Raw genomic sequence first — 20,169 nt, 5'->3', positions numbered from 1 at the left:
CAAGCAGGCTGCGACGGTTGAGGGGAGGACTGATGGGCAATGTCCGATCCCTCAGGCAATGTCGGTAAAGAAGGCGAGCAGACTGGAACAGCCACATCATCTCGTGATCGAGATGGACCGCACCCCACGATTACGCCATCAATGGTCTTCGTGTCAGCCTACGGCTTCCAGGTCGGCGGGCGCCTTGTAGAGCGCACCGCCCTGAAGGTAAGGACGGCGCGCAGATCGATCTGCCGCCGGTGCGGGGGCAGCGCAGGCTCAGGGGATGTCATTACCATCCCTCAAGTCTTGATCCGCACGTGGTGCCTTGGCAAGCGCGCGCGTTTCAATCTGCGCCGTCGGTTTGCTCCATCAGCCGCACGGGACCGATCAGTCCGGATGGACGCAAGGGCGCATCGGCGCGGTAAGTCGGCATTGCAGTCCAGGTGATCTTCTGCGCGCCGTCCTGTCGGTCGCCGATCAGGCGATTGACCCATGTATTGGCAACTCGGATCTCCAGGGTGTTCTGCCCCTTGCGAACGGCCTTGCCGATGTCGAGACGGTAAGGTGTATGCCAGGCCGTCCCGACGTCCACGCCATTGATCGAAACCTGTGCGAGATCGCCGACCTTGCCGAGATCGAGCCACAGCGAGCGGCTCTTTCCCCACTTGCCGGATAGAGTGAAATTCCGGGAGTAAGTCGCTATTCCGGAGAAATATTTCACACCCGGATTCACGTTCTTTTCCAGCGGTTCAAGCTGGGCGAGATCAATGCTTGCAGGCGCTCCGCGATCGGCCTGGAACGCAACGTGCCACTCACCATCGAGTGCCGCGATTTCCCGTTGGCTTTGCGCGACAAGCGTGACAGCGTCTTTCATGGCGGGCTTGCGGAAGACAACGAAGACAGCCTCTTCACCGTCAAGCTGCAATGGCACCACAGTTTCGTTCCCGCTGATGCGGTAGCTGACAGGTTCGCTCTTGCCGGTCTCAGGATGCCAGAGCTCAGGCTGCTTGCCGGTAACGCGAAAGTGCGCCTCGATCGACTGCGCAGCCTCCTGCTGATTGACGAGGTAATAGATCTCGCCCTTGTCGTCACGGCGATGGACGAAGGGAATCGTCGCTCCGGCTTCTGCGCCGGTGAAGCTGAAATCGGTTGCAACGCCCATCGTCTTCAGTGCGGCTTCGATATCCTTCGAGGCGATCACACGGCCCTTGCCGACGCGCGCATAATCGCTTCCCGGCCAGAGCCTCGCGACCAGCGACGACCACTCGGCCAGATTGCCTTCCTGCGCGCCCGTGTTGCTGGGCGTTGCGATGGGAGCCATGCCGACCACTGTCGCGCCGCCTTCCACGAGGGCAGCCAGTTTGCGCAGGGCCGCCAACGTCATGTGGCTCGACGAACCGCCGAGATAGATCGCCTTGTAGCGCGCACCGCTCGGTGCAACGACATCCTGACCATCGTTGGCAAGAAGCTCGGTCAAGGCATTGAAATTGAGAAAATCATAGGCGTAGCGAATGGGTGCGTCGGCAACAGGCTCATCACCGTAGAGGCCCGTAAGCGGGGCTTCTTCACCGTAGAAATAGGCGACGTCGGCCAGGTTGCGCCCTTCTTGCAGGAGAAGCGAACTGCGGGCCATGTAGTCCATCCAGGGCCGCGCCAATTCCGCCCAGCTTTCCTGCCGGTTGAAGTACTGGCCGAAGATGAACAGCGACAGGCCCGGCTTCTTGTCGTCGACCGGAACGTGCACCGAGGTATGGATAATCGGGCGGTTAACGCCCGACACGAATTCAAGATCGATGAACCGCTTGAGATCCTTGGGTGCGAAGGCCCAGGGCGCCATGGCGGCCGTCATCGACTCCGCGGCGACGAGGTTCTGTCCGTAGAGATGAGCAACCGAAGCCGCGCCCTTCATATCCGCGATCAGCGTCTGGCGCGGGCCCTCCTTGCGATCGAATGTCCATAGAGCGGCCATCGGAACGTCCGCATGGCTGCGCATCGCCATGTCGTCACCCAGCATCGGCCGATGGTCTTCCAGCGCCTCGCCATAGACCTTGAGGTCGTTCTCATGGGCGACCTTGACCACTGTCCCGTAATGCTCGCTGGCAAGCAGGTCCGCGAGGGTCCGGCGATAGTCGTAGAGGAACCGGTCGGACTGCGCGCGCGTGCCGACGATCGTGCCGGTCAGTGCCGGAAGCCATGGACGCGCATCGTAACCACGCAGGCGCTGGAACTGTTCGAGCATCCTGGGCGTCCAGTTGGCCTCGCCCACTTCAATCGAGTCGGTCAGGATCGCCCGAACCCCGCGCTTGCCGACCATATCGGCGCCGGCAGCGTCCTTGTACATGCCGATGTAGTGCTCAAGGTAGTTCCTGACGGCATTGCCATCGAACTTGTCGACCTCAAGTCCCGTCGCCTCGGGCGGAGCGGGATGGTTCGTCGTGCCCAGCAGCGAATAGCCCAGTCGCAGCACCCGCCAATGCTGGCCGGCCGGAAGCGGAGGCGCGTTCCAGTCTAGCGTACCATCGGGTCGCAGCTTTTCGGTCAGGTCGACTACGTTCTGCGGCTCGATACCCTTGGCGCCGTCCTTCGGCCCGCCCAGCGCATGGTAATCGCGGCTCATCACGAAGCCTGCCTTGGTCTCGAAGCGATCGACAAGGGCTTCGCCGCGTAACTGGAACTGTCCGACGACTAGCGGCTGACTCGCCATAGTCCTGGCAATCCCGTCAAACAGGCCGGCCGTGGCAACGCCCGGTGCCGGGGAGCCGAGGCTGGCATCGGGTTCGCGCGGATTGAGTACCAGTCGAAAATGCGCTGCCTTGACGGCAGCGAAGCCGATCGTCGTCGGAACATTGGCAAGATCGAACCGCTCTATCGGCTGCCAGTTCACACCGTCCTTGCTGGCTTCCAGAGCCCCGATAAAAGCCGCGCCCGCGAAGGGAACCTTGATGTTCGGAACGAAGACCGTCGCCGCACGAGCCGTAACAGGGTGCGCGTAATCAAGCCTGAGCGACGGGGCCTTGCCCTCCTCACGCGCGAGAGTAACGCCGCCAGCGATGTCGGCATCGATCAGCGCCTTTCCCGAAAGCGGGTTGCCCGCTCCGTCGGATGCGTTTGGGACGGGCAATGCGCCGGCATCGGAGACAGGGAAGGCGATCACGCCAACCTGCCCGCCATAGGTCACGCCGCCGGCACCTTCCGGCTTGCCCGAAATGATCTCTTCGATGCTGAGCGGCAGTCCGAGAGTCTGGAAAGGCCCGGTCGTTTCCGGCGGGGACGGCAGCTTCCCGACAAAGCGTTTGCCGGGCGCGAGGGTCGTTTCGCTCCAGACCAGTTTCTTGAGCCCATCCTGCGGTTTCACCCAGGGACCACCGGTTTCGGACCAGCCTGGAGAAGATGCAATCGCCAGTTCCAGATCGAGCCGATCGGCTTCATGCGCGGCAAACCGGAAGGCGTCCTTCCATTCCGGTGTCATGTACACGAGTCGATGATCGACCACTTGCGGTGTCTGGAGATTGGCGTCGAAATTCTGGAGGCCGCCAATGCCGATGCGCTTCATCCATTCCAGATCCTTGCGGATACCGTCCTTCGTGATGTTGCCGTTCATCCAGTGCCACCACACACGCGGGCGTGCCGCATCGGGTGGATCCTGAAAGGCAACTTCGAGAGGCGCCGCTGCTCGGGCCGCGGCAGAAGTCTCGTCGGCCTCCGCCCTGTTTTCCGCCATGGCGGGCAATGCGCTCAGCGCGGTAGCAAGGCCCAGTACGATGCGAAGCGAGCGGCGCGGCATGAAGTCTCCCGTTTATCCGTCTTGTAAAGCAGTTATGAAATAAACCCCGGACATGCAAAGCCCGAAACCTGGGACCGATGGACCGGATCAGACGATCCCAGCGCCCAGTCCCACGGCCTTGCGCTCCTGCGCCTTGCGGTCGCGCCACCGGCTTTCGCGATAAGTGCCCAGCATGTCGATCGCCCCGCCGTTTTCGTGTCTCGCCATGGCCAGGATCGGCGAAACATCCACGTTATAAGCCCGGCGCAGGGCCTGGAAGGCCATCATCGTGTCATTGGCTTCCTGCGCCATGTGCAGCGCCTCGCGATCGACCAGCAGTGCCTTGGCGAAGCATGCACCTATCGTCTCGGCCGAGGACAGCATGGATTCAATCGGATCGGTCACGTTGTGGGACTGATCGATCATGTAGTTGGGATTGAAGCCCTCTCGCGGGTTCAGTTCGGCTTCGACCAGCTCGTTGAAGACGAGGAACAGCTGGTGCGGATTGATCGATCCGGAATCGAGGTCGTCGTCCCCATACTTGCTGTCGTTGAAATGGAAACCGCCCAGCTTTCCGAAGCGGTGCAGGCGGGCAACGATCTGCTCGATGTTCACGTTGGGCGCGTGATGGCCCAGGTCGACAAGACACTTGGCCTTGGGGCCCAGCTCCTGCGCGGCAAGTATCGAGGAGCCCCAGTCGCTGATCACGGTCGAATAGAATGCCGGCTCGAACATCTTGTGTTCAAGCAGCATCCGCCAGTCATCGGGCAGTGCGGCATAGACCTGCGCTGCCGCGTCGAGGTAGCGGTCGAGACTGCGCGCCAGATCCTGCTGTCCGGGGAAATTGGTGCCGTCGCCGACCCAGACGGTTAGATCGGTAGAGCCGAGCTGGCGGCCGATCTCGATGCATTCTACGTTATGCTCGACAGCCTGCTGGCGCGTTGCGGCAACCGTCGAGGAGAGCGAGCCGGTTGCGTAACTCTTTGCCTGGCCGGGCTGGTCCTGGAAGGTATTCGAATTCACCGCATCGAAGCCCAGGCCAAGGCTCGCCGCCTCTTCGCGCAGCGCGCCGTAGTCGGACACCTTGTCCCATGGGAAATGCGGCGAGACACGCGGAGTCAGGCGCGAAAGCTGGCTTATGACTGCACAGTCCTCGAGCTTCTCGTGGATGTTGGTCGGCTCGCCGGCAATGGGGAACTTGGCGAAGCGCGTGCCGCCACGCCCCGCTCCCCAGGTCGGCACGGCAAGGGAAAAGTCGGCAACCCGCTCCTTGATCGCATCGATGGCGATGCCGGCCCGCTCAAGCTTGCGTCCGAGGCTCGCGTAATCGTCCTCCAGCGCTTCAAGGTCGCGCGTATTGGCCTCGGCGATCAGTTCGGCGGAAAGGGGCATGTTCATGGTTGTGCCTTCGCTATTAAAAGTCCCCGCATGTCGATCCATGCAAGGAACTCATCCATCATCAGTCCAGTGGTGGTCCCCGGCGGCCCCAGGCCGAAGCCGGGGTGGTCAGGCAAGTGGCCGCCAGCAGCGCAGCCGTCATCAGGTAACGTCCGGACATATGATCTTCCTCTCCCGATAAGACTTAAGTCATCGCGTAAACGCCTGTGCGTTACCCGCGTCGACATTGATCATGTTTCCGGTCGACTTTGCCGACATGTCGCTGGCGAGGAAATAGACGGCTTCGGCAATGTCCGAAGGCAGGACATCGCGCTTGAGCATCGAGCGCTGGCGGTAATGTTCCTCAAGTTCCTTGCCCGCGTCGATACCATGGGCGCCTGCGCGCTCCTTGCGCCAGTCGCCGTCCCAGATCCGGCTCCCCTGGATCACCGCGTCGGGATTCACCACATTGACGCGAATCCCGTGCGACGCGCCTTCCAGAGCCAGGCAGCGGGCCAGGTGGTTGGCGGCTGCCTTCGCCGAAGCATAGGCACTGGCATTGGTGGCAGCAGCCACACCGTTCTTCGAACCGATGAACACGACCGAAGAACCGCCCTGCTCCTTCATGCCCTTCAACAGCGGCCAAGCGGCGCGCGAGCTCAGGAAATAGCCCTGGGCCAGGACGTCGTAATTGCGGTTCCACAAAGCGATGGTCGTTTCCTCGATCGGGGCCGAGGATGCAATGCCGGCATTGGCGACAAGAATATCGAGTCCGCCGAATTCGCGGGCACATGCAGCGAACGCCTCGCTTACCTGCGCTTCATCCGTCACGTCGCAAACAACGGAGCGAACGATATCGCTGCCGAACTGGCGGGCAAAACCTTCGCGCACTTCACCAACAGCCTGTTCGTCACGGTCAGCCAGCATCACGCAGGCCCCGTCCGCCATCAGGCGCGCCGCCGTGGCTGCTCCGATGCCGCCGGCACCTCCTGTGACCAGAGCGATGCGGCCGACCAGCGACTTGGGTGCAGGCATGCGCTGCAGCTTGGCTTCCTCGAGCAGCCAGTATTCGATGTCGAAGGCTTCCTGCTCGTCGAGCGCGATGTAATCGCCAATCGCCTCGGCTCCGCGCATGACGTTGATGGCGTTGCCATAAAACTCACCAGCGAGACGGGCGGTAGTCTTGTCGGTGGCGAACGTGATGCGGCCAAGGCCCGGGACCAAGACGACAACCGGGTTGGAATCGCGCATCGCCGGCGAATTGGAACGCTTGCAGCGCTCGTAATAGGCGGCGTAGAGTTCACGGTAGTCGGCGACCTTCCCGGCCAGGTACGCATCGTCCTGAAGGCGTGCGGGATCGAGCGTGAGCGGCGCGATCTTGGTACGCAGGAAATGGTCCGGGCACGAAGTGCCGAGCGCAGCCAAGCGCTCGAAATCGACCGAGTTCACGAATTCCAGCGCTTCGGCATCATCCGAAAAATGGCCGACCTTACGCCGCGCCCCGATCATCAGACCGCGCAGGCGAGGCATAAGGTCGGCGGCCATGGCCGCGCGTTCCGCCGAGGAGAAGAGAGTAGCGGAGGCGCCGCCTAAAGCCGGTTTTTCAGCAAGCCTGGAATTGAGGTACTTGGCCGCATCGGCGATGAGCGAGACGGTATGCTCGTAACAGGCCCGGGCGCTGTCGGCCCAGCAGATGATCCCGTGGCCGGCCAGCATCACGCCTTCGACCTGCGGGTTAGCCTTGACGAAATCGCGCAGTTGCACGCCAAGCGTGTAGCCCGGACGCTTCCAGGGCAACCAGCCGATCTTGCCGCCCCATATTTCCATGGTGACGGCCTCTCCCCCCGAAGAGGCCGCCAGCGCAATGATCGCATCCGGGTGAACGTGATCAACGTGCGCAAAAGGCAGCAGCGAATGCAAAGGCGTATCGATCGAAGCCGCGCGCGAATTGAGATTGAAGGTGCAGTGAGGCAGGTAGCCGACCATCTTGTCGTCATCGTCCGGCCCGCCATAGTGCTTTTCGAGGCTGAGCAGCTTTTCCTGATAGAGCGTCGCGAAACCGTCGAGCTTCATCGAACCGATATCGCCGCCCGAACCCTTGACCCAGAGTATTTCGACCTGCTCGCCCGTGATCGGATCGACCTCGACCAGCTTGGCCGAGGTATTGCCGCCGCCAAAATTGGTAACGGTGAGATCCGAACCGAGAAGGTTGGAGCGGTAGAGCAGAAGCTCTTCCGGAGTAAGCGATGCCGCGACCGCTTCGTCCCAGCGGCTTTCCGGGACAGCAAAAGGAATTGCGGCTAGAGGCGATGGCGCGGTGATCGTATTCATGGCGCCCCGCTTAACATTGCCTCTTCCCACTATCAATCTGATTCGATAGAAACCAATCATATTCAATCAAAATGCTCACAAGGGAGAGCATGTCAGGTACCGGTTCCTACATCGTCGTCGATATCGGCAAGACGCTCAGCAAGGTTACCTTGTGGACTCGCGAGGGTCGAATGCTGGATCGGCAGGTTCGCCCGAATGCCCCGTGCGAGGATGCCGGCTTGCGCCGTCTGGATGCCGCGCGGATTGCGGCATGGCTCAAGGCGACGCTCGCGGCATTCTCCGCCCATCCCGTCGAAGCGATCATCCCGGTCGCCCATGGCGCCGCCTTCGTTGCGCTGGGCAGCGAAGGAGCCCTGTTCCCTCCGCTCGACTATGAGCAGCCGATCCCGCAGGAGGTGATGGAGGACTACCGCCGCGAGCGCGATTCCTTCGCGCTGACCGGCAGCCCCGCCCTGCCTGACGGCCTCAATCTCGGCGCGCAGGTCTACTGGATGTCGCGCCTCTACCCTCAGGAAATGGCGGGAGCGACGCTTGTTCCCTGGTCGCAATACTGGGCCTGGTTCCTGACGGGCAAGGCGGTCAGCGAAGTGACCAGCCTTGGCTGCCACACCGACTTGTGGTGCCCCAGCGACGCGCGCTTCTCTCCCATGGCCGAACGCATGGGCTGGGCGCAGCGATTCGCGCCGGTGGTCAAGGCCAGCCAGGTGGTCGGACCGCTACGCGCCGACCTTGCCATCGAAACGGGGCTGGCAGCGGGCATCCAGGTCCATGCCGGCCTGCACGATTCCAATGCCGCCCTGCTCGCCGCCCGCGGCTTCCCCCAGATCGCCCGGCAGGAAGCCACGATCCTGTCGACCGGCACCTGGTTCATCGCGATGCGCCTGGCCGCCGAAACCGTATCGATCGCGTCCCTGTCCGAAGCGCGCGACACGCTGGTCAATGTCGACGCCTATGGCTGGCCTGTACCTTCAGCCCGCTTCATGGGCGGGCGCGAGATCGAGACCGTCATCCAGCTCGACACGCGCAGGGTGGATATCAAGCCCGATCAATGCAAACTCATGGAAGCCGTGCCTGCGCTGCTCGAGCGCGGAACCGTGATGATGCCTACGCTCACTCCGGGATTCGGCCCCTTCCCGCGCGGCAAGGCCTGCTGGCTCAATGCTCCGGTCGAATGGGCAGGCACCTGGTACGCACGCCGCGCGGCCATCTGCCTTTATGCAGCCCTCGTGGCCGACACTTCGCTCGATCTCATCGGGTCGAAGAACCGACTTCTCATCGAAGGACGCTTTGCCGAGGCGGAAGTCTTCGTACGGGCGCTTGCGGCACTGCGGCCCGATACCGAAGTGTTCGTCGCCAATGCGCACAACGATGTCTCTTTCGGAGCGCTGCGTTTGATCAATCCCCTGCTCAAGCCGGCCGCAGGGCTGTGCCGGGTTGAACCTCTCGAAGGAGACCTGCAATCGTACCGGGCAAAATGGCGCGCAGCAGTGGCAAGGGGTGAAGCATGATCGTCGCATCGGTTCCCGACTTTCGCGAAGCGGCAAGGCGGCGCCTGCCCCGCTTCCTGTTCGAATACATTGAAGGCGGCTCCTATGCCGAAGCGACCTTGCGCCGGAACGTCGAGGATCTGGCCGGATTGGCCCTGCGCCAGCGCGTGATGCGCGATGTTTCGCGGCTCGACCTGTCGACCGAGCTGTTCGGCCAGAAACTGGCTTTGCCGCTTGCCCTTGCGCCCATCGGCCTTGCCGGCCTCAATGCCCGGCGCGGGGAATGCCAAGCCGTACGCGCGGCCGAAAAGGCCGGCGTTCCCTTCACCCTCTCGACCGTCGGTGCCTGTCCGCTGGTTGAAGTCGCAGCGGCCGCCAGCAAGCCGTTCTGGTTCCAGCTGTACATGATTCGCGACCGGGCGTTCATGAAGGACCTGTTGGCGCAGGCCGTGGCAGCAGGCTGTTCGACACTGGTCTTTACCGTCGACATGCCGGTACCTGGCAGCCGATATCGCGACTATCATACAGGGCTGGCCGGAGCATCGGGCCTCAAGGGCGCGACATGGCGCGCGGCTCAGGCCTTGGCGCGACCAGGCTGGGCCTGGGATGTCGGCCTCCGGGGCCGCCCCCATACCCTGGGCAATGTCGCGCCCGTCCTGCAGGGCAAGACCGGCATCGAGGATTTCTTCGCCTGGATGCGCGCCAACTTCGACCCTTCGATCAACTGGCGCGACCTCGATTTCATTCGATCCGAATGGAAGGGGCCGCTGGTCATCAAGGGCATTCTCGATCCCGAGGACGCGCGCGAAGCGGCAGAGCTGGGGGCCGACGGCATCGTCGTTTCCAACCACGGCGGCCGACAGCTGGACGGCGTGCTTTCAAGCGCGCGAGCCCTGCCCCCGATCGCAGAGTCCGTCGGCGACCGCCTGACCGTGCTTGCGGACGGCGGCATACGGTCGGGCCTCGACGTCGTTCGCATGCTGGCGCTGGGCGCAAAAGGCGTGCTGCTCGGGCGCGCATGGGCCTGGGCTCTCGCTGCAGGCGGCCAGGCAGGGATCACCAAGATGCTGGGCTTGATCGAAGCTGAAATGCGCGTCGCCATGGCGCTGACCGGAACGACAAAGATTGCAGAGATCGACGGCAGCGTTCTCGCATAAATGAGCGAAAGGGATCGAATCTGATGGGAGGCAATCCGGCGCTTGGCGTCGTGTTCCACTGGCTTGGCGGCTTTGCCTCGGCCAGCTTCTATGTCCCCTACAAGCGCATCAGGCTGTGGTCCTGGGAAGTGTTCTGGCTGGCAGGGGGGATCTTTTCCTGGGCCGTTGCGCCTTGGCTATTCGCTTCCCTGCGCACCAACGACCTGTTCCAAGTGCTTGTCCAGACACCGGGCAAGACGCTCTGGTGGTGCTGGTTCTGGGGCGCGATGTGGGGTTTCGGTGGCCTGACGTTCGGCCTGACCATGCGCTATCTCGGCCTCTCGCTTGGCATGGCAGTGGCGCTGGGACTGACGACCGTGATCGGGACGATGGGCCCACCCATCTTCCACGGAACCCTCGATGCAATCGCCTCGCGTACCAGTGGGCAGCTGACACTGCTGGGTATCCTCGCCACACTTGCCGGCATCGTTGTCGTCGCGCGCGCGGGCCACAATAAGGATGCGGAACTGGGCGGCGAAGCGAGCGAGGGCGTCGCCGAGTTCGACTTGCGCAAGGGTCTGCTGATCGCCGTCTTCTCGGGTGTGATGTCGGGTTGCTTTGCCTGGGGCCTCGACGCCGGCCAACCCATCCGCGACCTGACGCTTGCCGCCGGTACCGATCCGCTCAACCAGGGCCTGCCGGTCCTTTGCGTTGTCCTTGCCGGTGGTCTGACCACAAATGCGATCTGGTGCTCCATCCTCATCCGCCAAAATCGCAGCTTCGGGCAATATTTCGGTGCTGTTGCCGATCCGGGCGCCATTGCCGATCCGGGCGCCATTGCCAATCCGGACGCCATTGCCAATCCGGACGCGGGAACCCCGCATGCTCCCGAGGGCAAAAAGATGGTCAAAGTGCCGCTGCTGCTCAATTACCTGCTTGCAGCGCTTGGCGGAACATTATGGTACTTCCAGTTCTTCTTCTACACCATGGGCGAAAGCCAGATGGGGCGCTACGGCTTCTCGTCCTGGACCTTGCACATGGCCTCTATCATCCTGTTCTCCACGCTCTGGGGCTTTGCCCTCAAGGAATGGAAAGGGGCAAGCCTGCGCACCCGGACAATGGTTTGGCTCGGCATAGGTCTTCTGGTCGGGGCAACAGCGATCATTGGCCTGGGCAATATGCTGGAAGCAAACGTGACGGCTCACTGACGGTTGCGCAGCGGGGCGCGCAACCTGTAACGCCCATTCAGATAGAGCCCCGGAATGTCTGCAAACGGGCAAGCGCAGGGAAACACAATGCATTCGGCTGAACGCGAAAAACTCATTCTCAATGCCTTGGGCGCGACGGGATTCGTGAGTTATCGCGAGCTTGAGTCCTGCCTCGATGCATCGCCTGCAACCATCCGGCGGGACCTGACCCGGCTTGAGGAAGAAGGACGCATCGTGCGCGTCCATGGCGGCGCAAAACTCCCCGGCGATGAAAGCGAGGGCAGTGCGCTTAAGTTGTCCGGCACGCCATTCGAACAATCAATTTCGCTCAACCTGCCTCAGAAGCAGGCCATCGGACATGCCGCGGCAAACCTGTGCGGGCACGGCGAAGGGATCATGATCGACGGCGGCACGACAACGCTTCAGATGTGCCCCTACCTCGATGGCAAGGACGCCCAGGTCCTCACCAATTCATTGCATATCGTCAACGCGCTGCTTCCGCAGGCCGGAACCCGGGTCCTGTTGCCATCCGGCACGGTGTTTCGTGAACAGAACATCGTTCTTGCCCCGGCGGGCGAGGATTCGATGCCGCGGTTCTACGCCCCAAAGCTGTTCATGGGCGCCGCCTCGGTCGGACCGCAAGGCGTGATGCAGGCGGACGTCATACTGATCGCAGCCGAACGCCGCCTGATCGACCGCGCCGAAGAGGTCATCCTCCTCGTCGACAGTTCCAAGTTCCGCTCCTCTTCCGGCGCAATCGTGTGCGGCCTCGACGAAGTGGACGTACTCATCACCGATCCGGGCATTCCGGACGAGATGTGCTCCATTCTCGATAAGCATGGCGTACGCCTGATCGTCGCCCAGACGGCTTGAGGCGATCTGCGCACCGATCAGGTCGCAAGGCTGCATTGCCGATCCATACCGCGCGTATGGTTGGGCGGCGTCGATTTTCCAGCCTACGTCGGCCTGGCCGCTATCGCCTGCATGTCAAGCGAATCTGTATTGATCGTGACGCACGTGCGCATTTGCAGCGATCTATTGTCATGAGATGCCAAGGCTGCTCGACGCGCTTGTTCCGTGCCTAGCAATTGTTGCCGACGTCGGTTTTAACCGAATTCTTCGATTGGGTCCGTCCCGCAAAGATTCATCGGTTCTCGCCGGCGCTTGATTATTGCACTCGATGCAGTTAAGCCATATGCACTGAGTGCAGTTTCGGTGGTGGGAGATTGGATCAGGGTGTCGGTGGGGCAGAAGATCAGCCGAATCTAGTCAGGCTCGGCAGGTACAGTTTTCCCAGTGTCATCCACGATCAGGCGACCACGGTCGCTTGTGCTGGAGGAGTCGTACGACTCCGGGCCGGATCCCTTGTCATGGCGGGCGGGAAGACGCTTCGGAACTGAAAAAGGAGAGGGCAGAATGTCATTACAATCAGAACAACCTGCAAACGGAGAGCGAATCTGTATATGGCTCGGGCCGATCGGCACGATCTTGTTCATGGTCGGATTCTTGCCGCTGGCGCACTTTGCGCCTCCGCCAAGTCCATCGCTTAGCCCGGAGGAAATTGCGGCCGTTTACCAACAAAACTTATCTGGCATTCGATTCGGCGCTGGAATCACCATGATCGGCGCTGCATTTTACGGGTGCTTTTTCGGTGCCATCTCAATGGTAATGAAACGCATGGAAGGGCCGCGAGCGCCTTATACTTGGGTACAGACCATCACCGGCGCGGTCGTGACTGCCTGCTTCTTCCTCGGAGCGTTGTTCCTTACCCTGACCGCATACCGCCCTGACCGCCCACCTGAGATGACCCAGCTCCTGAACGACCTCGCTTGGTTCACGATGGTCACGCCCGGCATCATAGGTACGGTGCAGACCGCAGCCTTTGGCGCCGCGATTCTGGGGGACAAACGACCGGTTCCACTCATGCCGCGCTGGTCCGGCTATCTATGCTTCATGCTTGCTCTCGCCTTCCTGCCAGAAGACACCGCGATCTTCTTCTATGACGGTCCCTTCGCATGGAACGGCCTGTTCCCGTTCTGGGTGCCGATCATACTGCTCTCTGTCTGGATGGTCAGCTGCACCTACCTCATGCTCCAGGCGCGTAAACGCACGGATTGAATGGAAGACATCAGGCCTGGCGAGTCACGCCAGGCCTGATTCCTCGCAATCTGGAGGACAGTAACTGCAATGAACAAACCATTGAATCATGCGACGACGCCGCTTGTCCAAACAACGAATGAAGACTCATCGCGTGAAGAGGGAATCTGGGTCCTGATCCTGGGCGATATGGTGGTGTTCGCCCTGTTCTTCCTCGTGTTCACCTACTATCGAGCGTTGGACGTCGAACTCTTTGAACAGTCGCAACGGCTACTCAACGTGACTCTCGGCCTTTGCAACACCCTGATCCTGCTGACGAGCTCTTTGTTCGTCGCGTTGGCGGTGCGGCAGGTCAGGCACGGCGAGCCCGGTAGAGGCAGAATACTGCTGTTCCTGGCGATGGTGTGCGGCATTTCCTTCGGCGTGGTAAAGTTCTTCGAATATAGTCAGAAGATCTCGATCGGAATCACGCCGGCGACGAACGACTTCTTCATGTATTATTTCATGTTCACCGGCATTCATCTTCTTCACGTGACCGTTGGGCTCGTCGTGCTCCTGTTCGCCATCTTTCATACAAGACGCAAGCCGGCTGGAGAGGGCGTCGCAGGCACAAGGCTGATCGAAGCCGGTGCGTTGTTCTGGCATCTCGTCGATCTACTCTGGGTGGTGCTTTTTGCACTAATTTACCTGATGGGATGAAGATTATGGCCAAGATATTCGACATTAGGTTGACGCTGGTTTGGCTACTTCTAGTCATACTGACGTGTTTTTCATGGGAATCCGGTCAAGGGTTTTCTTTTATTCATAATGCCAAAATTGGCGGCATTTTCGTCATGATAATCGCGTTCATCAAGGTACGCTTCATTTTTCGAGAATTCATGGAAGTAAAGCATGGCCCAATTGCCCTCCGCATCGCAACTGATGCCTGGCTGTTAATCGTCTGCGCAAGTATAATTGGGATCTTTGTACTCGGAGTGCCTTCCTAGAAACAACCTAGCTTTGCAATATTAGGACGGACCAATTGAATAATAAGGAATGCAGATATAGAAATGTCTAAATAGGGGAGGATGTTATGAAGATCTATTCATTAAGGAATAGCACTTGCCGGTTTGCAATTCTGGCCTCGGTTATCGCTAGCCCGGTCATGTTCAATCCTGCGCTCGCTGCTGCGCAGGACGGTCCAGTCAGCAACGCGCAGAGTGCTCCGCAGCAAGATGATAAAGCACGACTTGACGAGATCATTGTTACTGCTCAGCGGATAACAGAGAACGTTCAGAAGGCAGCCGTTCCTATCGCAGTCGTGAGTCCGGATACGCTACGTAAGGCTGGCGTCGTAAGTCCCGACAATCTCACGCGCCTGGTTCCCGCCCTTACGATCGCCAGTACCGGCGGTTCCTCCATGAGCCTGTTCCTTCGCGGTGTCGGGAACTTCACCCTCAATTCGACCTTCGATTCAGCCATCGCGTTCAACTACGATAACGTTTACATCCCGCGGACATCCGCCACGACCGGGTTCTTTTATGATCTCGAGCGGATCGAGGTGCTGAAGGGGCCTCAAGGAACGCTGTATGGACGAAATGCGACCGGCGGCGCCATCAATATTCTTCCGGTCAAGCCGAAACTAAGTGAAACGAGCGCATTTGTTAACGGCAGCTACGGCAATTACAATTCGGTGACCCTGGAGGGAGCGCTGAACTTGCCGACAGGCGACGATGGGGCGGTACGCATCTCAGGGAACCTGTCAACGCGTGATGGGTATCTGACGGATGGGACATCCGACCAGGACCTGAAGGCTGTTCGTTTCCAGATCATGCAGGAGATCGGACCTGATCTCACCGTGCGACTGGCTGCCGACTACTCCGCCATCCGGGGACGGGGGCCTGGCGCGACCTATCTGGAAAGCTATCAGTTTAACGGGGCCGGCTATACGGAAACCCCCAGTCTACTTGATCCGTCTATTGGGCTCCTTGATCCGCGATCGCAGGCTTATCGGCGCCAGTTCTTCGTCGTGCCGGCAGGCCGCTTTCTGAATGACCTTGAGGCGAAGCAGTTCATCAACAATGACCATTACGGAGTGAACGCCGAGATAAATCTGAGAACCGGCGCAGGTGAGCTTACCATCATTCCATCATGGCGAAAATCGGAGCAAGAGGCCAATACCAGCACCTTACCATTTCAGAATTACAACAATACTCAGGATGAACACTACTCGATTGAAGCAAGATTTGCCGGAGATAGGGTAGGAATTTTTGATTACACTCTGGGTGGAATTTATTATCACGAAACCCAAGATGAGCTGTACGTGTCCAATCAGCAAACTTTGTATGCCTATACAGTTTACCATCTCAAAACGGAATCGCTCGCTGCCTTCGCCCGCATTACTGCGAACGTAACGGACACGTTCAGGGTGGTTGCTGGCGGACGATTTACGCATGACAGAAAGTCGTCTGACAACTCTTTTAGCGATACTGTGGTGATAGCCTGCACCACGTTGCCCACGCCCTGTTTGAACGCGCCACTCTTTAATCTGGTTCCAGACGCGTCGCTACTTGGCATCAGCAACTTGCCGCCCCAGGGGCCCGGTGGTATCGTGCCATACATCGATGGGAATGGCGTTCCGCAGCCCAATGTCCTGATAATCCGCTCTCCGGTGACCGCGATCAACAATTCGGTCAAGAAGGACAGCTTTACCTGGCGGGCAGGCGTGGAATTCGACGCTGGTCCGCAATCGCTGCTTTACGCTACTGTGGAAACAGGTTTCCGCGTGGGTGGGCTGCAACCTGTGATTGGCTTCGAATCATTCCAGCCTGAGAAGATTACCGCGTATACCATCGGAAGTAAGAACCGCTTCTGGGGAAACAGGCTACAGTTGAACGTCGAGGGATTTGTCTGGAAGTATAGGGATCAGCAGATTGCCGCAGTTGGCGTCGACGGGACTGGTACCACCAACTTCTTCGTTCAGAACGTCGGCAAATCGACATCCTACGGCTTCGAAGTGGATGCGCAGGTTGCGGCGACACGCACAACGCGCATTGGCGCGAACATACAATATCTTCACGCCGAATACGATCGCTTCAAATACGACCAGGCAGTGGCGGGCCCTGCTGCACCGTTCGTCGGCTGTCCCACCACCTTGGGTGTGAATTCCGGCGGCAATCCTGTCTATTCGATAGACTGCTCTGGAAAGCCCTCGTTCAACTCACCCCGATGGACTTTCAACGCCAACATTTCTCAGACTATCCCGTTGGGTTCTTATCAAATTGTCGCTTCCGCCGACACGCAGTACCGGAGCAGCCGATGGGTCGGCTATGATTATATTTCTGGAATGAAACAGGATTCCACATGGCAGTCGAATGCACAGCTGCAGTTCGAGCCGGTTGACTCCAGTTGGTTTATTGCGGCCTACGTTCGGAATATTGAAGATGATCGATACAAGGTGAACGCAGTAAATTCTGCATCGTCTTCGCTGATCTCAGTCACGACGAATGCGCCACGTACCTATGGCGTTCGCGCAGGTGTCCGCTTCTAAATAAATGGGTTGGGTAGATCTATTTTGACTGACCTACCCAACCCTTTTTTCCATCACGCAAGTCGATACGTTAATATCTTACAACATTCGAACATTTGCCGGTCCGTCACCCGGATATTGATCGCGGCAATATAACCCTGATGCCGGATTTGGGGCGAAGAGGAGAACGAATGAAGATTCTACTTACCGCGGCCGCCGGCCTACAAGGCTCACTTCTACTGCCCAAACTAAGCGCCCTAGGGCATAGCGTCCGCGCTGTTCGGGTGTCCGCCGACAAAGATGATGAACTGCTGGCGCTCGGCGCACAGGAAGTTTTCGTCGGCGATCTCACCGACGTTGATACCTATACGAGGGCGCTCGAAGGATGTGACGCGGTGTATCATGTGGGGCCGTCTGGGATCGCGCGCGAGAAGGAATATGGGTTCGCAATGATCGAGGCCGCAAAGCGGAACGGAACGCGGCACGTCGTGATGAGTTCGGTTTATCACACCATCATCGACATCATCCAGCACCGCTGGAAACGGGATATAGAAGAAAAACTCTTTGAGTCAGGGCTTAGTTGCACCGTTCTGCGACCATGTGATTACATGGTCGTCGAACACTACGTCGACTTTCCGTGGCGCACGGGGGTGTTGCCAATGTTCTGGAGTGTCAGGCCCGATCGGCGAGGCTCCTTTATCGATATTGACGATCTTACCGATGTCGCCGCCAAGGTCCTGACCGAAGGGTCCAAACATTATTTCGCAAACTATGAATTGGCTGGGCCGGATAAGCTCTCTCCGCACGAAATCGCGACAATTCTATCACGGGTCATGGGCAAAGCCATTAGCCTGGAAGAACAAACGCCTGAAGAGTTCATGAAGAAGAACTACGGACTCGTCGAATTGAACGCCAAGTGGCGTGACCATCTCGATGTTTTTGAATCAATCAGTGCATGGTATTCAAAGTACGATTTCATCGGTAATTCCAACGTCCTGGAATGGCTGCTCGGACGCCCGCCAACCACGTTCGAAGCATTCGCGCGGAAGATCCTGGCCTCAAGATCCGGTAAGGAATGAGCGGCGTCCAGCGCCCATGGATCTCCGCGACGCATCAGAAGCATGACAACGCAGCATATGCCCGGCGATTATGCATGGCTGGCATGTGATCGCCGCTCCAACCGAGACCGGAAATAGTATCTCTCCGACGTGCCGGCTGTCAATTCACTCAAATATCAGCTGGCGCCGATTACGGATCGGGTTCTACCGATATACGCCCATTACATCGATTGCCTGTGCCTAGCGGCAATCTTGCCGCCTCGTCGCAGCGGGGCAAGGAAGGGATACGGCGCCCCCCGCCGCCAAATCGTGGCTGCCAGCATTCAGCCAAGCTATCCCTGACCAGGTGTCCCACTAAACGCCAAGTATCTGCCCCGTTTCGGGGTGCAGCCTTGCATAGTCCACAAGCCCAAATCTGCCAATGTAATGCTAACCGCGAGCGGAACGTGAAACGCGTTTTTTTGTCGGGATGGGACTTCCCTCGAACTTACTTTCCAGCTTCTGGGCAAAGACCTCGGCCAATCCATCCATTCCGGTTTCGAGCAGCGAGACGAGATCTGAGTCAATGGTTTGCATCCACTGTTCATAGGCAGCGAGGATGACCGCAAGGCTGGCATGGGCGATGGTTCGCGGTATAAGCGAATCGACCGGTTCACCGACTTTCCTGGCGGCAAACTCCGCGACGATTTCACGCCATTCAGCATATCGCAAAGTGGAATGCGCCTGCAAAGCAGGCACCTTGGATATGAGGTGGACGCGCCGGCGGTGCATCTCCTGCTCGGCGGGTGTAATCATATGATATTCGATGATTGCCTTCTTGATGCCGTCCATTACCGGCCAATCGGTGGAGACAGTGGCAAGCGATTGTCGCAACTGGGCAAGCGTGACGTCGAAACCGGCCCATGGCAGGTCATTCTTTGACGCGAAGTAGCTAAAGAAGGTGCGTCGCCCGATTGCAGCGGCATCGGCGATATCGTCGATCGTCGTGGCCTCAAAGCCGACCTGATCGAACAAGGTGAACGCGGCTCGCTCGATGCGCGCTCTTGTGGCGGCCCTACGAGAACCGGCACGACTTTTTTGCATGATTGTGAATGCTCCCGTTTGCCTTGATCACGATGCTGGAATTGCCCTTACGATTCGACGCTCCGATCGTTCAGCACAGGCCTTCACGCGCGATTGCTTATCATTCATGTCCGAACATATCATAAAATGTTCTGGTCCAAAACGTTAGCCTAACCTCCCTGATCGAAGAGTGCAACGCCGCCACGTCGTGAATCGAAGCGCAATTCAAGTATCTCCGCAGGTATTGTGAGGCGCTCCGATTACCTCTTCACGCAAGGCGTCATCGCTAAAGCGCAACGCAAGATGGAAGACCTGCCGAACGCGGCAAATTCCAGTTGCCGTTGTATCGGGCACAGCCTTCTATCGTGCGCTCTGAACAGCCAACATACCTCGCCCTGGCGTTGAGCATCGCCAATATCGGAACTGCAAGCACGGTATTCTTCTTGGCGGCATCGGTAATTTCGCGACGTCATTCCTGCGAAGCCGGACCCTGGCGTTTTTTAGGGTATCTTGGCACTCAGATGGCCATTGCGATGTCAGAATTCTTGAAACCGAGGTCAAAGTACTACTGTGCGAGAACAGAGCCTTTCGGGTATTCGGCAATCTTGATCAGCACGACGGCTATTCGTCCGACGGTAAACGCGACGACGATACCAAGGCGCCGCGTGTCCAGATGGCGGCAGAACTTACGCCCAGCCTGAATGTGCGGCATCCGGCAATTATGCATCACCGCACGGCGCTTGCGCTCAGGAAGCGGGCCTCAGCGTTCAGCGATAACGGAATTTCCCGAAGATCCCAGGCCCTTGGCGGTGACGGCGACGGTATTGCCAGCCTTCGGCCAAATCGGCGACTGCCTAAACGCGCTGGCGCCAACAGGAGTCCCGGTTGCAATCTCGTCTCCGAGCGGCAATTGCGTCCAGATCGAGCAAAAGGCGATGAGTGGAGGCACGTCGAAGATCATCGGCTCCAGGCAGATCGTCTGCACAACCGCGTCGCCAATCCTCATTTCCGGGGCGTCGGCGCGAAAATCGGAAAAGTCGTCCCGGGTGAGGATCCACAACCCGATCACGTGATCGAGCTCCGCCTCCCGAGAGATACCCCTATCTGCATTGGGACATTTCGGCCCTTCAAGGCAAGTGCCTGGGGCCATAGAACCTGGC

The 20,169-nt window shown here is 59.3% G+C and carries 14 protein-coding genes; 9 read left to right on the top strand and 5 right to left on the bottom strand.

From position 1 onward, the window contains the following. Positions 1–325: 325 nt before the first annotated feature. From JI59_RS20100 to JI59_RS20090, 3 genes are all read right to left on the bottom strand, one after another. Positions 326–3,766, bottom strand: coding sequence for a glycosyl hydrolase (locus tag JI59_RS20100; protein WP_007014546.1), 3,441 nt, complete (start codon positions 3,764–3,766; stop codon positions 326–328). Positions 3,767–3,853: 87 nt separating this feature from the next. Continuing rightward, positions 3,854–5,143, bottom strand: coding sequence for an L-rhamnose catabolism isomerase (rhaI, locus tag JI59_RS20095; protein ID WP_007014547.1), 1,290 nt, complete (start codon positions 5,141–5,143; stop codon positions 3,854–3,856). A gap of 189 nt (positions 5,144–5,332) precedes the next feature. Next, on the bottom strand, positions 5,333–7,453 hold the full coding sequence (locus JI59_RS20090) for a bifunctional rhamnulose-1-phosphate aldolase/short-chain dehydrogenase (protein WP_007014548.1): 2,121 nt from the start codon (positions 7,451–7,453) through the stop codon (positions 5,333–5,335). Positions 7,454–7,542: 89 nt separating this feature from the next. Between JI59_RS20090 and JI59_RS20085 the strand changes: the two genes are divergently transcribed. From JI59_RS20085 to JI59_RS20045, 9 genes are all read left to right on the top strand, one after another. Next, on the top strand, positions 7,543–8,961 hold the full coding sequence (locus tag JI59_RS20085) for an FGGY-family carbohydrate kinase (protein ID WP_007014549.1): 1,419 nt from the start codon (positions 7,543–7,545) through the stop codon (positions 8,959–8,961). Then, the gene (gene lldD / locus JI59_RS20080; protein WP_007014550.1) at positions 8,958–10,097 is read left to right on the top strand and encodes an FMN-dependent L-lactate dehydrogenase LldD; all 1,140 of its coding nucleotides are present in this window, start codon (positions 8,958–8,960) and stop codon (positions 10,095–10,097) included. Before JI59_RS20085 ends, lldD begins: the two co-directional genes overlap by 4 nt. 23 nt (positions 10,098–10,120) lie before the next feature. Continuing rightward, positions 10,121–11,284 (top strand): L-rhamnose/proton symporter RhaT, encoded by a 1,164-nt coding sequence (rhaT, locus tag JI59_RS20075; RefSeq protein ID WP_007014551.1) that lies wholly within the window; start codon positions 10,121–10,123, stop codon positions 11,282–11,284. 87 nt (positions 11,285–11,371) lie between these two features. Next, positions 11,372–12,157, top strand: coding sequence for a DeoR/GlpR family DNA-binding transcription regulator (locus JI59_RS20070; protein WP_039858106.1), 786 nt, complete (start codon positions 11,372–11,374; stop codon positions 12,155–12,157). 543 nt (positions 12,158–12,700) lie between these two features. Further along, positions 12,701–13,402, top strand: coding sequence for a hypothetical protein (locus JI59_RS20065; protein WP_138921489.1), 702 nt, complete (start codon positions 12,701–12,703; stop codon positions 13,400–13,402). Positions 13,403–13,471: 69 nt separating this feature from the next. Next, positions 13,472–14,080, top strand: a complete 609-nt coding sequence (locus tag JI59_RS20060; protein WP_081474049.1) for a cytochrome c oxidase subunit 3 family protein — start codon at positions 13,472–13,474, stop codon at positions 14,078–14,080. Continuing rightward, entirely contained in the window at positions 14,077–14,367 is a 291-nt protein-coding gene (locus JI59_RS28240; protein WP_052118008.1) for a cytochrome C oxidase subunit IV family protein, read from the top strand. Before JI59_RS20060 ends, JI59_RS28240 begins: the two co-directional genes overlap by 4 nt. A 158-nt stretch (positions 14,368–14,525) precedes the next feature. Next, positions 14,526–16,910: a TonB-dependent receptor gene (locus tag JI59_RS20050; protein ID WP_039858108.1), complete on the top strand. Its 2,385-nt coding sequence runs from the start codon at positions 14,526–14,528 to the stop codon at positions 16,908–16,910. A gap of 170 nt (positions 16,911–17,080) precedes the next feature. Further along, positions 17,081–17,968, top strand: a complete 888-nt coding sequence (locus JI59_RS20045; protein WP_039858109.1) for an SDR family oxidoreductase — start codon at positions 17,081–17,083, stop codon at positions 17,966–17,968. Positions 17,969–18,376: 408 nt separating this feature from the next. Here JI59_RS20045 and mftR read toward each other — a convergent pair whose 3' ends face one another. Together mftR and JI59_RS20035 are read right to left on the bottom strand one after the other, a co-directional pair. Then, positions 18,377–19,030, bottom strand: coding sequence for a mycofactocin system transcriptional regulator (gene mftR / locus JI59_RS20040; RefSeq protein ID WP_081474050.1), 654 nt, complete (start codon positions 19,028–19,030; stop codon positions 18,377–18,379). Between the two features lie 739 nt (positions 19,031–19,769). Beyond that, complete coding sequence (locus tag JI59_RS20035; RefSeq protein ID WP_007014561.1) at positions 19,770–20,078, bottom strand: fumarylacetoacetate hydrolase family protein; 309 nt, start codon at positions 20,076–20,078, stop codon at positions 19,770–19,772. Between the last annotated feature and the right edge of the window lie 91 nt (positions 20,079–20,169).

Source organism: Novosphingobium pentaromativorans US6-1, from assembly GCF_000767465.1.
GTDB classification, from domain to species: domain Bacteria; phylum Pseudomonadota; class Alphaproteobacteria; order Sphingomonadales; family Sphingomonadaceae; genus Novosphingobium; species Novosphingobium pentaromativorans.
Note: the sequence above shows the minus strand (reverse complement) of the source record. Positions and strands in the feature narration are given on the sequence as shown.

Excerpts from the sequence above, each read along its gene's own strand:
- JI59_RS20070 (WP_039858106.1), top strand. The coding sequence starts at position 11,372 with ATGCATTCGGCTGAACGCGAAAAACTCATTCTCAATGCCTTGGGCGCG.
- JI59_RS20045 (WP_039858109.1), top strand. The coding sequence starts at position 17,081 with ATGAAGATTCTACTTACCGCGGCCGCCGGCCTACAAGGCTCACTTCTA.
- JI59_RS20060 (WP_081474049.1), top strand. The coding sequence starts at position 13,472 with ATGAACAAACCATTGAATCATGCGACGACGCCGCTTGTCCAAACAACG.
- JI59_RS28240 (WP_052118008.1), top strand. The coding sequence starts at position 14,077 with ATGAAGATTATGGCCAAGATATTCGACATTAGGTTGACGCTGGTTTGG.
- JI59_RS20050 (WP_039858108.1), top strand. The coding sequence starts at position 14,526 with ATGTTCAATCCTGCGCTCGCTGCTGCGCAGGACGGTCCAGTCAGCAAC.
- JI59_RS20065 (WP_138921489.1), top strand. The coding sequence starts at position 12,701 with ATGTCATTACAATCAGAACAACCTGCAAACGGAGAGCGAATCTGTATA.
- rhaT (WP_007014551.1), top strand. The coding sequence starts at position 10,121 with ATGGGAGGCAATCCGGCGCTTGGCGTCGTGTTCCACTGGCTTGGCGGC.
- JI59_RS20090 (WP_007014548.1), bottom strand. The coding sequence starts at position 7,453 with ATGAATACGATCACCGCGCCATCGCCTCTAGCCGCAATTCCTTTTGCT.
- mftR (WP_081474050.1), bottom strand. The coding sequence starts at position 19,030 with ATGCAAAAAAGTCGTGCCGGTTCTCGTAGGGCCGCCACAAGAGCGCGC.
- JI59_RS20085 (WP_007014549.1), top strand. The coding sequence starts at position 7,543 with ATGTCAGGTACCGGTTCCTACATCGTCGTCGATATCGGCAAGACGCTC.
- lldD (WP_007014550.1), top strand. The coding sequence starts at position 8,958 with ATGATCGTCGCATCGGTTCCCGACTTTCGCGAAGCGGCAAGGCGGCGC.
- JI59_RS20100 (WP_007014546.1), bottom strand. The coding sequence starts at position 3,766 with ATGCCGCGCCGCTCGCTTCGCATCGTACTGGGCCTTGCTACCGCGCTG.
- rhaI (WP_007014547.1), bottom strand. The coding sequence starts at position 5,143 with ATGAACATGCCCCTTTCCGCCGAACTGATCGCCGAGGCCAATACGCGC.